The organism is Leptospiraceae bacterium, from assembly GCA_016708435.1.
Lineage (GTDB): Bacteria > Spirochaetota > Leptospiria > Leptospirales > Leptospiraceae > UBA2033.
Genome location: JADJFV010000005.1, coordinates 302790 through 317079 on the forward strand (window position 1 = coordinate 302790; position 14290 = coordinate 317079).

Annotated in this window: 10 protein-coding genes and 1 pseudogene; 8 read left to right on the forward strand and 3 right to left on the reverse strand. The window is 37.0% G+C overall.

All coding sequences use genetic code 11. From position 1 onward, the window contains the following. Positions 1-363: 363 nt before the first annotated feature. The 3 genes from IPH52_11430 to IPH52_11440 all read left to right on the forward strand — a co-directional run bounded on the left by IPH52_11430 (position 364) and on the right by IPH52_11440 (position 4397). A complete protein-coding gene (locus tag IPH52_11430) occupies positions 364-567 on the forward strand; it encodes a CHAT domain-containing protein (GenBank protein MBK7055643.1) in 204 nt (67 codons plus the stop codon). Positions 568-684: 117 nt separating this feature from the next. Then, positions 685-2928, forward strand: a complete 2244-nt coding sequence (locus IPH52_11435; protein ID MBK7055644.1) for a M48 family metallopeptidase — start codon at positions 685-687, stop codon at positions 2926-2928. Between the two features lie 200 nt (positions 2929-3128). After that, positions 3129-4397, forward strand: coding sequence for a phosphoglycerate kinase (locus IPH52_11440; GenBank protein ID MBK7055645.1), 1269 nt, complete (start codon positions 3129-3131; stop codon positions 4395-4397). Positions 4398-4663: 266 nt separating this feature from the next. Here IPH52_11440 and IPH52_11445 read toward each other — a convergent pair whose 3' ends face one another. Next, on the reverse strand, positions 4664-7159 hold the full coding sequence (locus tag IPH52_11445; GenBank protein ID MBK7055646.1) for a TonB-dependent receptor: 2496 nt from the start codon (positions 7157-7159) through the stop codon (positions 4664-4666). 250 nt (positions 7160-7409) lie between these two features. Here IPH52_11445 and IPH52_11450 point away from each other — a divergent pair, with 250 nt between their 5' ends. The 3 genes from IPH52_11450 to IPH52_11460 are packed head-to-tail and all read left to right on the forward strand — an operon-like array spanning position 7410 to position 9493. Continuing rightward, positions 7410-8033, forward strand: a complete 624-nt coding sequence (locus IPH52_11450) for a hypothetical protein (GenBank protein MBK7055647.1) — start codon at positions 7410-7412, stop codon at positions 8031-8033. Between the two features lie 12 nt (positions 8034-8045). Then, positions 8046-8930 carry a hypothetical protein gene (locus IPH52_11455; GenBank protein ID MBK7055648.1) on the forward strand — a complete coding sequence of 295 codons (885 nt, stop codon included), beginning with the start codon at positions 8046-8048 and terminating at the stop codon, positions 8928-8930. Next, positions 8927-9493, forward strand: a complete 567-nt coding sequence (locus IPH52_11460) for a hypothetical protein (GenBank protein MBK7055649.1) — start codon at positions 8927-8929, stop codon at positions 9491-9493. Before IPH52_11455 ends, IPH52_11460 begins: the two co-directional genes overlap by 4 nt. Positions 9494-9625: 132 nt before the next feature. On the opposite strand, the gene IPH52_11465 is transcribed toward IPH52_11460, so the two are convergent. Both IPH52_11465 and IPH52_11470 read right to left on the reverse strand, forming a co-directional pair. Continuing rightward, positions 9626-10573: a prolipoprotein diacylglyceryl transferase gene (locus IPH52_11465; protein ID MBK7055650.1), complete on the reverse strand. Its 948-nt coding sequence runs from the start codon at positions 10571-10573 to the stop codon at positions 9626-9628. Positions 10574-10619: 46 nt separating this feature from the next. After that, positions 10620-11639 carry a M23 family metallopeptidase gene (locus IPH52_11470; protein ID MBK7055651.1) on the reverse strand — a complete coding sequence of 340 codons (1020 nt, stop codon included), beginning with the start codon at positions 11637-11639 and terminating at the stop codon, positions 10620-10622. A gap of 107 nt (positions 11640-11746) precedes the next feature. Between IPH52_11470 and pcnB the strand changes: the two are divergent. Both pcnB and IPH52_11480 read left to right on the forward strand, forming a co-directional pair. After that, positions 11747-13437, forward strand: a pseudogene (pcnB, locus tag IPH52_11475) (polynucleotide adenylyltransferase PcnB). Positions 13438-13471: 34 nt separating this feature from the next. Next, the gene (locus IPH52_11480) at positions 13472-14287 is read left to right on the forward strand and encodes a hypothetical protein (GenBank protein ID MBK7055652.1); all 816 of its coding nucleotides are present in this window, start codon (positions 13472-13474) and stop codon (positions 14285-14287) included. The last annotated feature ends 3 nt before the right edge of the window (positions 14288-14290 follow it).

Genomic DNA, 14290 nt, shown 5'->3' on the forward strand with positions numbered 1-14290 from the left:
CGGTTATGTAAAAAGTAAGGATATGGACAAACGAAAAAAATCACAAGCACGAAGGAATACAAAGTAGATTTGAATCCAAAAAAATCTTGACTCTATAGAACTTTTCAAATGGATTAAGAAACATTTTAAGCCAAAGCATACTCCTAAGTATCCGCTAATTCCAAACATGGAAGGATTTTAATTTCCGAGCGTGTATTCGATTGGATGCACACAGAAAAAGGAAATCCTGCGGAACTTGTAAGAGAAGATGTGAAGAAGAGGAATGTGGCTTGATTCTTATTCAAATACCTGCCTGCATAGTCCTTGCAGGCTATGCAGGCAGGTATTACGCTCCGTTAGCTTTAGAACGATAGCCCCCTGTGAATGTTCTTGCTACTCTGGTCTGTAGACGACACAGGCACCATGCTCTTCTTCAAAGAATATTACAAAAACCTAATAGACAAAAAGCTAACATCCGTAGATGCACTGAAACTTACACAGAAGAATCTTTACAAAAAGACTAAAGCGGCATCCGTTGATTATACTGATCCATTTTATTGGTCGCCCTTTGTTGTTTATGGAAAGTGATTATTCCGATAAGTGCTACAATATTGGGGTGAGGTAAGTCATTTCTTAAAATAAAAAACGCTTGCTTGTAAAGCAGAAAAGAAACTCTAATAATCTAAGCATCTACAGGAGAAGTTTATGCAAACGTCTACATTATACAAATTATTTTCGTTAATACAAAAGAGGGTTGAATATATTCAACCCCTACAACGAATAGGGAAATCTTTTTTTAATATTGCACTCCTAATCTTTCTCACATTCCCCATCTTCTCACAAGCAACCACAGCCAAGCTTACAAGACTAAATGGCTCTGTAGAAATGACAGAAGCGGGTAAGAGTGTTAAGCCAGAGGTAAATTCTAATTTGTCGCTCTCAACTAAGATTAAGACAGGAGAGGATGGAAAAGTAGAATTGCTGTTAGATCAATCGGAGTATTTAATTTTAAGAAATCAGGAAGTAGTTGTAAAAGATTTACAATTGAAGAATTTTATCTCCGTGCAACCTACAGCCGTTCCGGGGGCAAGAGGGCTTTATGAAAAGATACTAGTAAAATTAGAAAAAGAGAGTGCAGAGGCTTACAGGGATTATGTGAAAGCGAAGGGATCGCTTGAAAATCATAATGGTTGGAAGAAGGTGATTGATACTTGTTTTGCTAAATTGATTGCGACTAGCGGCAAAGAGTCATTTAACTTACACTATGCGATTATAAAAGATAATTCATTTAACGCAGGCGCATTTCCCGGAGGACAATTTATTATACATGTTGGAACTCTTGATTTTCTAGATAAAAAAATAGGGACAATTTTAAAAGATAAGAAAGAATCCGTAGATGCGATGAGAGAATCTTTGTTATCCGCAATCCTTTCTCATGAACTAGCACATTATTATAACAAGCATGCATTTCAGAAAGTAAAGAAAATTATAGGCGATGAAGGCGATACTAAAACGATTACGGCTGAGAGTGAACTCATTAGTATCCGCTTTGGACAGGAGATGGAGCTTGATGCTGATATGAGTGGATTTTTGTATTATCAGAAAGCTGGGTTTGAACCAAGTGGAATGATTTCCATGTTAAAGATTCTAAATGAATTACAGCAAGAAGGCTTGAAGAATTCTCCCGAGTCGATTCCCTATTTTACTTCGCATCCAAGTCCTCATGAAAGGCTTTCTCAGTTTCCGAGTGATGAAAAGGAATTACATGCATGGGCGTTCACAATGGAGAAGACATTTGCTGATATTCAGCTTGGACAAAATCTAAAAGCTGCCAATGAAGAAATTACTTCTGCTTTAAAAAAATACAAAGACAATTCAGAACTTTTAAAAGCGAATGCTGTTTGTCTACATAAGATTTGGTTGGATACAGTTTCCATTGAAGAGCAGGGGCTACGCTCTATTATATCTATGCCAGCCTTTAGGGATGAAATGGTATTTGGTGGGGAAAAGGGAACAAAGGGAGATTTAAAAATTCCAGGTGATGTTGATAAATACTATGCTGCTAAGGATGCTTACTTGCTTGCATTCTCTAAATCTCCCGATCCAGCATTTGCTTCTAACTATTCAGTTTTACTTTCCTATTCGGATGAGAAAAAAGAGCGGCTAATGGCAAAACTGATTGGAGAAGAGTTAGTTAAAACCCCTACTGTTCAAAATTGCAATAATCTAGCAGTAGTTTATTTACAAAATTCAGAAGAGAAGAAAGCTCTTGAAATATTAAGATTAGTAGCTCCCGGTTTAGTCGAGCATACACAAAAACTAATCGTGGCTTCTTTCTTTGATGAAAATATCAGATTACAACTGACTACATTTCTAAAGGAGATCAAACTCCGTCAAGCGGCAAACAAGACGTATGTCTCTGATCTACATACTCCTATTTTAAATCTAGCAATTCTAGAAACATTAATTGGCGATAAAAAAGCAAGTGCGGATTGGTCTAAAGAATACCTTACTTCTTTTGACTCCGATTCTAAATGGGCAGAGTATCTTTCTACAAAATCTGGTGTTAGTATAGCAAGTGCGGATACTCCTAGTAAGCCAGTGAGCCTAGAAGGAGTGGAACTAGAAAACACACAAAAGCAATTGATTTCTAAATGGGGAGAAGCGGATTCACGTAATAGAAATGGAAATTCTGAATTTCTCATTTATAAAAAATACGGTGCTGTAGTTACTCTCGAAAAAGATATAGTGACAGAAATAAAAATGACTGACTCTACAACATTTGCTCTTAGCAATAAATTAAAATTAGGTGCCAAGCAAGAAGAAGTAGAAAAACTCTTAGGTAAAAAAGCAAAACGAAAAGGTAACAACTATCTCTATTCCGGCAAATCCAAATTAGCCCTTCGTTATATATCTAGTAAGTTAGTCGAAATATTAGTATATAAATAAGGCTTTTTTGAAATACATTGCATCGTCCTTTCAGTCTACGCAAGCCTACGCCCGGAGGGCTTTATACCATAGCCCCAACGGGGCGTAATATCTCCAGCCCATTGCCGCAAATTTAAGAAAGAGTAAATAAAAAAAGTGCTTTCCTTTCAAAGGGTATCTTTCAGGATTTCATTGTAAATCATAACGAGAAAGAGGAACCAATGGCAATCAGCAAAAAAACAATTAAAGACAGCGACGTAAGTGGCAAAAGAATAATTATGAGAGTGGATTTCAATGTCCCGATCAAGAATGGAGTCGTGCAAGATGACACAAGAATTGTCTCCTCCCTTCCTTCTATAAAATATCTTTTAGAGCATGGAGCAAAGTCTATCGTTTTAATGTCACATTTAGGTGACCCAAAGAAAGATACCAAGAAAGCAAAAGAAAAAGCAGATAAGGCTGGTAAGCCGTTTAATGAACAAGATTATATCAATGGACAACACAAGATGGCGCCTATTGGTGCTCATTTAGCAAAAGTATTAGGTAGCGAAGTAAAAGTTACTGATAGCTGTATCGGCGAAGCTGTATTAGCCACAGTGAATGCTCTCTCCGGTGGACAAGTTTTATTATTAGAAAATACTCGTTTTCATAAAGAAGAAACTTCTGAAAACGCAGAAGATAGAGAAAAACTCGCAAGTGAACTTGCCAAGTATGGCGACATCTATGTAAATGATGCATTTGGAACTGCTCACCGTGCTCATGCTTCTACTGAGACTCTCGCTAAATACCTTCCAGCAGTTGCCGGATTCTTAATGGAAAAAGAATTAGAATTTCTAGAAGAGAAAATAGTAAAAAATCCAGCTAAGCCATTTGTCGCTATCATTGGTGGTGCAAAGGTTTCTTCTAAGATCACAGTTATTGAAAAGCTAATGGATAAAGTAGATAAAATTATCATTGGTGGTGGAATGGCATTTACTTTCTTTAAAGCAATGGGAAAAGAAATTGGCACTTCTCTTGTTGAATTAGATCAATTAGAAGTAGCAAAGAGCACAATGGCAAAAGCAAAAGAGAAAAATGTTGAGTTTATCCTCCAGACAGATGCGATAGTCTCAAGTGCATTCTCAAACGATGCCGAAACAAAAACTGTAGACGTAGATCATATTCCTTCTAATATGATGGGTCTTGATATAGGACCAAAGTCTATCGAAGAATTTAAAGCAGCAATTAAAACAGCAAAAACAGTTTTCTGGAATGGACCTGTTGGTGTATTTGAAATGGAAAAATTTGCAAAAGGAACTGTAGAGATTGCAAATACTCTTGCTTCTTTAACAGGTGCGATTACTGTCATAGGTGGCGGTGACTCCGTATCTGCCGTAAATAAAGCAGGTGTAGCAGATAAGATGTCGCATATATCTACCGGTGGTGGTGCTTCTATGGAATTAGTAGAAGGCAAAGTATTACCAGGAGTAGCCGCACTTAACAATAAGTAACATCTAATTGCCACGGAGGCACCGAGACACAGAGAGGTTTTGGATTTGTCCAGTCACCTCGAACTGCTTCTTGTTTGCCCTTATGTGCAATAACCTTCGCATGTGAGAGGTCTATCTTGCTTAACACTACTGTTTTGTTATCAAATAGATTTCTCACATCGACAATTGCTTAGAGTGAAAAACCCAACCGTAAAACGATGTTCGAAATGACTGTAAAAATATTTTTTCGATTCTCTGTGTCTCAGTGCCTCTGTGGCAACCCAATCTCAGAATTCAAAGTTTAAGGTAAATAGGAAGTATCTGCCCGGTTGTGGTAAGATAGAATTTCTATAACCTCCTGATCTATCGTAGAAATTATTTCCAGCATCTGCTTGTTCTTGTCCTGAATGAGTGTATGAATGATTGAGTAGGTTAAATACTTTTACAACAAGTGTTGTATATTTGAATAAAAAAGAAAACGAGCCGTTGATTAAAACATAGTTGTCGAGGATAATACCTTTATCCCGCTGAAACGGTAATCCTTTATTACGAAGCTCATTACTTAAATAGAGTTCTCTCGGTCCTACGTAATTGGCTCGGAGGTTAATATTCATTATGTTTTGTATAGGTAGGTTTATTCCTAGACTTACTTTATGAGGAGAAATATCACCGAGCGTCGAGTAAGATTTCTTTCTTGGGAGTGGGGGAGTATTTGGATTAGCCGTATAGTAGGCGTTTTCATATTTACCAAGTGCTGTTGTTCCAGAGATCCAATCTTCTGGATTTACTCCGGCTGGCGTCCAGTTAGTCCTTGGAGCATCGAAATTGTAATAGGATTCGCTTAACGCTTCCGTATAGGTATAATAAAAGAATACATCCATTTTAGACGAATTGGGAATTGGATTTCCAAATAGAATTTTATTCCTAAGTTCTAGTCCGTAGATTTTTCTTGAGCCTTCATTCTTTGCTGTTTCTTTGATTACATTTTCATAGCGAGAATAATAGATAGAAGCCTCTGCTAGCCAGTTATGAAATTGCTCCATTAAAATTAATTCTGTTGTTCTTTCCTTTTCTGGTTTTAATCTCTCATTTGCCTTTCGCCCAGACCAACCCCCAAACAATAATATGAAAGCTGGTTCTTGAAATGCTTCTCCGTATAACAGCTTGATTGCCCCTGTTCGACTGTATTTGTAAATGGCTGTAGCTCTTGGATTCAATGATTGTCCATAGAGTGAATTATGATCATAGCGCATACCCGGACTGAATCTAAATTTTCCAATCTCATAAGTTGCAATTGCAAATCCTCCCATATCATAAACTTGTGCGATATTATTATGAGGCATTCTTTTGTTACCATCGGGTAATTTGATGTAAATAGGATTGCTACTAGATTGCACAGCAGGACCATTGGGGAAAATCGATGTTAGATCCAAGGCAGGCTTTCCTTCATACTGATTCCATGAATTATAAGAACCCGGAAAATAACCAGGAATATCAAATTGCTTAGTCATATCTCTTTTTTCAAATTTTACACCTGTGTTAAATTGGAGATTACTAGTTACTTTGTATTCCCAGCTTTGATTAAACAACCAACTTTTATTTTGATTTCCCCAATAGGTTTGACTTAAATAGGAATACTGTTTTCGTCCAGGGTTCCAATCTGGTTCGGCTTCTGACCATTGTCCTCTAAAAGCTGATTCACGATAGGAAAACATTGTATTCGAAGTGAGGCTAGGCGTTATTATACTCGTATATTCCAAGTAAGATTGTTTATTTAATACTTCCCACATTCCATTGTTCTGTGCTCTGTCCCCTGGATATTTCATTCCATAGCCTTCATTGCGACTCCATATTATGGTTCCTACTTTGAAGGCACCATTTGTCACACTGGCTACTGCTCCGTAGTCGCGAGTCGGATCATAATAACTAGAAAGGGATCGGTCGTTATTTTGAGTGTAACGAATTCCTCCCCATACGGTCGGATTGCTATACCAATAATTTGTATTAAAGCTAGAACGATTGGATAAATCAGGCTCATCACTCTTAAATACTTTCCCCGAAGCGGCTAATAGCCAGTCTCCGATCTTAGCATGTGCTCCTGCGTCAATGCTTCTGGTATTGTAACTTCCGCCTTGCAGAGAAATCTTTGTCGAACTATAATTCCCATTTTCAGAAGCTTTGCCCTTTTTAGGATTAGAGCCATCATGGGTGATAATATTGATTATCCCCTGAAACGCATTCGGTCCGTAAGCCGCTGAGGCAGGTCCATATAATACTTCGATTCGTTTGATATTCGACATAGGAATTTGACGGGATAACTCGGCTTCTTGCGTATACATATCGTTTTGAACTTTGCTATCTATCATGAATAGAGTTCTAGACATGAAAGGAGTTCTATAACCTCTTTGATAGCCCATGATATAAGGAATTCCATTTGAAAAAGATAAATCAAATCCGGGTAAATCGTAAAGTATTTCGTCTATACTCGCGTAGCCTCGATTGCGAATGTCATCTTCCGTAATTACAATCACACTAGCAGGAGCATTCTGTAAATTTTCTTTTGTTCTGCTAGCAGTTACTACTATTCTATCTTCCAGTTTAAAAAAACTCTCTTCTAAAACTTCATCTTTCTTAGGTTTAGGTTCTTTTTTTTCTTCCGTCGGTGTGCTTTGCTGAGTATCTTGCTTTGTTGTAGCATTCTTTTCATCTTCGGCGAGAAGTGTTGATTGAATAATAAAAGGCAAAATACAAGTAACCGCTATTCGTTTTAATTTCTTGAACATAAGAGGAGACCCTTTTTTTGGAATTGGATATTTTCAATCCATAGACAAGTTGTAAAAGGAAGGTTATCTTTTCAATGTTTTTTGTTATTCTTTGGAATTAGATTTCTCTATGAAGAATACGACCTGGCAGAAATGCGTTGAATGGCTGAATGCTCCTAGTTTAAAATCTGTTAGCAGTTTTAGAATTGGAAAATAAAAAAATAGACGAAAAAAGGTCAACGTCTCAAATGAATTTATCAATGAAATCATTATGAAAATTATAAAAATTTTATTTCTAAGTCTAATTTTGCTTAGTCCAATCTTATCCAATGCAGTTTTTCCCGGTAGAAATTTAGCCTCGAATGTAAATCGAGTTACTTCTCAACTCAAAGACAGGCATTATACGATAGAAGGGGGTAGGCGATTTCACATCGGTCTAAAAAAAAATGAATCTGTCCGATATGTTATTACAGTTCCCGTTTATCTTTCCAAGACCGCAATCGGAATTGCTACGGATGAAAATGTGAATAAAGTTCGTATGGTTTTATTTACTCAGTTGAATGAGGAGTCAAGAGAACACGCTGTTGACGGAGAAGAAATTGAGTCTAGGGCATACATAAAAGAAATTTCAGACAAAAGCTACCATTATGTAGTTGAAATTACACTGCTCGAATCTTCTGCGGCTAATGAGTATTCTTCGGTCGATTTACTTGTTGCCTATGCTCCGATGCCTTTAAAGACTGTGGAGGAATTGAAAGATTTTTACTATGATCATACCGATGAAAAAGAGTTTTACAGTGATCCAATTCGCGCCAGGAATGCGGGTTGGAGAAGATCAGATACAGGAAGAATTCCTTGCACAGCCTTAGATTATGGGCGCACATGCATTCGTTAATTAGGAAACAAAATGATTAAATTCAAAAAAACTATGACAGAAAAAATAAACCAATACAGATATATTATTCTAACGTTAGTCACCATGACAGTATTAACCGTGACTGGATTTTATTCCTACAAAGAGAAGTCCCAAGTTCCTTCTGTAGAAGATGATGTTCAGTTTAATTTTATTATTGATGGCAAAAACTATGTTATGCCTTCACCAGTTCATTCCTTTCATTTCTTAAATACAATGGGCTTTCCTTGGAAGGAATTGGCTGAAGCAAGTCCAAATAGCAAGTATGAAACAGAGGCTCAGACTGCACTCAATTTAGGATACCGTTCTGCAGATGGAACTGTTCTTTTATTTGCAGATGAAAAATTGAAAGCAGTAGAAGCAAGATCGACTTTTATTCACTTAGCGGATAATCTGGGTATAACCTCGGATGTAAAAGATGCTATTTCCGCGCTTGACAATGCTGTTACACTCAGGCAGGATCATTCCATTCTAAATGAAAGAATTATTCATCTAGAATACCAAATTGAAAAAGCACTCCATACTACGAAAAAAGACAATCTTGCTGTGCTCGTGGAATTGGGCGCTTGGCTTGAAGGATTACACATCGGAAGCAAAGGAATTATTCGGAATTATTCCCCTGTCTATGCCGAGATTCTAAGGCAACCTAATATCGCAGAAATATACTTAGATGTATTAGCCGCGTTGATTTACCGATCTACTTCCGAGAAGGAAAAAGTATTATTGGAATCTATTGCAAAAAATTTAGAGAAAATCGCTAAAATTACAAATCATACGCATAAGGAATCTTTTCCTCTTCAAAAAGTAAAAGAGCTAAATACGATTGCCATAGAAGTAAAAAAACTAATTGAGTCTAACGGCGATTTACCAAAAAAATGAAACTTAAAATTCTAATCCTATTGTCCTTACTAATTTCGATTGTTCTAGTTTCACAGGAGATTGAGAACGAACACGCCGTGCTTACTGAAAGAATTAGCATTGTAAAAAAAGAATTGCAAAGGAGAAAATTCTATTTAACTCCTAAAAAGTATAATTTCCTTCTGATGAATAAACAGACTGTGCAATTCATTTTAGTGAAGCAAGGTCGAATGTTTTCAACTGGAATTGGCGTTGCTGCAGACGATAAAAGTAAAGGCTACAAAATTGCAATCTATGAACTCCATGACATAAAAGATTATTCGTCTAAAGAACTTTTAGAAAAATTTTCTGTTACTGATAAAATCTTTTTACGCGAAATTCACGATACATCCAATTTCTATCTTATTGAAATCGAAATGGCAACGGATTTTTCGGAAGGCTCCGTCGTGCAATTGTTACATGGATTTTCAGCCATTCAATTAAATGTCATAAATAAGAAGCCACCACAGAATATAGACATAAACGCTGGTCTATGTGATTTCGGGAATTGTGGTATTATCCGCCGTATGGATTGGGGGAAGTAAAAGATTAGTCTCCAGAAATTTACTATCTACAATACTATCAAAGATACTATCATCTATACTTAAAAAAATTTAACAGTATCTTTGAGAGTAAGTTTAATAGTATTATTGATAGTATCTTTGATGCATTGTTACCTAAGCTACTTTTTCTTTCTCCCAGAGTCTCATCTTGAAAAAGAAAATGGCGGATACTAATATAAAGGCGATGGAGATGTATTGAGATTGAGAAAATCCATGCCAGTAGTAGCCTGTTAGGAAAGTAGGGTTGCCGCTTGCATCGGGAATGTTTACCATTTGCGGTGGATCGACGAAAGGTATAACAGCCTTATTCACACGAAGGAACTCAATGCATAGACGGGCAAATCCGTGTAAGGCGATGTATTGAAAGAAAATACTCCACTTCTTGAAATTTTGAAATCTCGCGTAGTAGTGGAAGTAGAAAAAATATCCAAACGAAATTATGGATTCGATTACGGGTGTATTCCAAACAGGAACTCCCGAAGGATGAGCGCCCTGGAATTGAAATACAAAAAGAGGAATATTTGCGTCTGTGTGAAATCCGTAGCAACCATCACCCGATACAAAACAACCGAGTCGTCCAATTGCATAACCAATTGCCATAGTCGGAGCCATTCCATCGTAGTATTTACCTAGATCGTATTCATTCCATTTTAAATAAAAATAAATGAAAAGGGTTCCAAATAAAAATCCACCATAGAATACAAGACCGCCTCCGTTAAAAAGCGAACTCCAAAGTCCCATGCTAGTCTTACAGGCTTCGCAAGCGGGATCGGCTAATTCCTGGAAACCGTTCCAATGAGTCCACGGATAAGAAAACATTCCAGGCACTACGAAGATTTGATCCCAAATTTCGAAGATGTAGAAAATCTTTGCTCCAACTAAAGTGCCAAGGACTCCAAGAAAAACAATCGTATCCGCAGCTTCGGGCACTAAGCCTTTGCGTTTGTATTCGAGCGGAAGTAATTTTGAACCGGTTAGAAATGCTATCAGCATTAAAATGGAAAAGGTGGAAGGACCACCCCAAATGCTTTCGAGAAAGGGTATTGGAATTCTATCTATCATATTATTACCAGAGATGCCTGTTTTCTTTACGAATCAAGATGAAAAACTAATCTATGTTGATAAATTCTTGCGGGTTAATCGGTGGGTCAAGTCCTATATGAACTTCATAATGTAAATGCGAACCTGTCGCTTTTCCTGTAGAGCCTACGTGAGCTATGATGTCTCCTCGTTTTACGATGTCTCCCTCGGCAACGAGTAACTTAGAACAATGCCCATACATGGTAAAAAATCCATTCTCGTGGTTGATACGCACATGCATTCCAAGTCCTCCATCAGAAGAGGACGCATCTGCTACTACTCCCGGCGCAGTCGCATAAATAGGAGTCCCATTAGCGGACGCAAAGTCAATACCATTGTGAAATTCGCCTACATCCACATAGAATGGATCTTCTCTATGTCCGTAAGTGGAAGTGATTAAGCCAACACCCGGACCAAGCGGTCTTCCTCTTGGCATAGACTCAAAAATACTCTCTCTTGTTTCGAGATAGTCCATTGAATTTTGGAAATTTGCTTTTAGATTGGAAAGGCTATCGAATACTTCTGCAAATTTTTCCACAGTGTAAGTGTAAATCTTCATATTGGAATCTAAATTCGAAGCGTTGGCTACTTCCAATTTTTCCGGTTCATCTTGGATAAGTCCCATTTCTTCGTTTGTCTTCGTATCCCGAAGCGACCTTTCCCAGGTTGCCTTGTAAAGATCTTCCGTTTCTGAGGCTAGGTCTTCAATTGTATTTTCTAAAATATCTCCCATCAAGTCATGGTGTAAGAAAAAAACTTTCTCGGTATTACCTCGATTGTAAAGATATTGGTGATCATTTCTAGTATATAGGTAGTATCCAAAGAAGCTGAGTCCTAAACTAAGGAGACTTACTATGATTAATAATAAAAAGCCTAGGGAATAGTGAGAGATTTCTACCTTTACAATGTTCTCATTGCTATGCGGTATAAAAAGGAGAGAAATTTTGGTTTTTCCGAACGTATGAATCTTTTTAAGACTTTTTTTCAATTCATAGGACTTAAGAGTCATTCTCTCAAGCAAATTCAGTTTATGTTCCGATAATTCCATTAGAGCGTATACATCTATTAAAGTTCCAAGTTTTCGCAGCCTAGTGTCCTAGTCAATTTGTTGTTGATTTTAATAGATAAAATCCTAGCTTAGACAATATACACATGATAAAATTTATAGCAAACCTTTTTAAAAAAAAGCCACAGACAGTTGAAAACATCCTAATTTTTCCAGAAGGTAAGCGCTACTACAAAGACTCCCATATCATTCGAAAGAACTTAATCGATGAAGATGCTCTCAAGATTATGCATAGATTAACCAAATTCAATCATAAAGCATTTTTAGTAGGCGGTGGGGTAAGAGATATTTTACTCGGGAAAAAACCAAAAGACTTTGACATAGCGACTAGTGCCACACCCAATCAGATAAAAAATATTTTCAATAATTGCCGTATCATCGGAAAGAGATTTAAAATAGTTCACGTAATGTTCAAAGGAAAGATTATAGAAGTATCTACTTTTCGATCTCTTCCCGATCACAGACTTGGTAAACAAGCGGATGACAAAGATTATCTTCTACGTCGTGACAATAATTATGGAACTGCCAAAGAAGATGCAGCTAGACGTGATTTCACCATCAATTCTCTTTACTACGATCCTAGAAATGATTCCATTATAGATTTCGTTGGTGGATTTGATGATATAAAAAACAAAATTCTCAAAGTGATTGGGAATCCCGATGTTTCTTTCAAAGAAGATCCTGTTCGAATGCTTAGAGCCGTTAAGTTTCAAACGCTTCATGGTCTAACTCTTGATAAAGAAACAAAATTGGGAATTAAGAAAAATCGTCTCGAATTAGAGAAGGCTTCTTCTTCTCGAATGCTTGAGGAGTATAATAAAATATTCCGCACCTGGCATACTTCGGAAATCTTTAACGGACTTGCAGAGAATTTCCTCTTAGATGTATTGTTCAAAGAAGCTTTAGAGGTTTCTAAGAAAAATCCATCCTGGCAAAAAGAATTCCTGGAATCGAACATAGGCAAACGTCTAGTAATCGCGGATAGAATGTTGCAAGAACGTGAGGAGCTAACTTCTGTTATCTTCTTTGCCTTAATCTTCTGTGATCTAGTTACGGACACTTTGGAAAAAGATAAGAATAAGCAAAACATGATTCATTCTATCAAAACTGCTATAGATCCAATTTGTGCTCGTATGGAAATTCCAAAGAAAGACAAAGAGCGTCTCATTAAAATATTTGCAAGTCAAAAGAGATTTTTTAAAACAGAAGAGCACAATCCTACTCACAATGAAGTATTTCGTAAGAAGGATTTTTTCTACGAAGCGTTTATGGTTTATAAGATCAACGCATTGGCAGACAAGCAAGAAGAAGCAATTCAGTCTGCATTTTCTGGGAAATTTCTACACGCAATAGACCAAAGCCTTCTCAAAGAATGATTCATAATGAAGCAGGTGCGGGCGAAAGAGAGAGATTCAGATCGTTTCGTAATGATAGAAATGATCGTCCTGAAAGAAAGCCAAAACGTTTTAACAAAGGCAATCATGTTTCCAAGGAAAGTGCTACAGGACATCATCATCCTCGCAAGGTGGAAAAATCTGATTTAATAGAAGAAAAGATTCTTCCAAAGGATACGGAAGAAAAACCGCAAATAGCTGCGAAGGCTGTGGAAGGAAACGGAGAAGCTGTTGCGCCTAAGGACGGTAAGCCGCCCTTTAAAAGAAACAAATACCGTAACAGATTTAGACGGCATGGAAACAGAAATAAAAAACCGCAACAGGGTGGGGGCGATACACAGGGCGGTGACAATTCTGGAAATACTCTCCCAAAGGAAACGAATTAGTAGCCGCTCAATTAGTTATTAATTGAACCAAGTTATGAATTATTTCCTTTTGTTAGTTTTGGTTTCTCTTCCTCTTTTTGGGGAAGAGAAGGTTGAATCTTTCATCGTTCATCAACCAAAAGAAGACAGGGATTCTAGCAGTAATATCCGTAAGGCAGAATTACTGCTCAATCAAAATATTACAAAGGCAAATCTCTCTTTGTCAGAATATGCAAGTCTTCTTTCTATGAAGACTTCCTCTCTTCCTCATAAAACAATTTTATCGAGAGGAATTACTAAGGGGGAAGACTGCATCCTAAATAAAAACCAACAAGAAACTGCAGACTGTATCAAGGTAGAACTATTTGATTTTGTAGAAGGGGAAATTGTAAATAAAGGAGTAGCAGTTGGATCTCGAAGTAAGTCCATGATACTTTTCTTTTCCTCTCGCATTGGTGATAAAGCGGATACTTTGGATTTGGCGAATGTCAGACTTATGAAGGTTAAGAGTAGAATCTTTGAGCATAATCTTTCTACTCTAGACAAGAAATTAATTGAAGTAATAGATACTGATCCACTCGGAAATCCCGATCACGATGATAAAATATTTATCACGAGTCATACGGATGCTTATTTCGCGAGTTCCAAAAAAGACGCAGAAGAAAATGGAACTCCTTACAAATACACTCTCTCTTCTCTTGAAAACACAAAAGCAAATCCAATTCGAAATCAATTTAAGAGAGAAGCCTATCTTAAGCATTTAATGGCTTTCGAAAAAATACTTTCCAAGGTGCATGGCTACAATGAAGTAGAAGCTAACCCGAAAGAATCGAATAAAAAAGAGATTCCCAAAAAAACTTTAAAAAATTAAGCT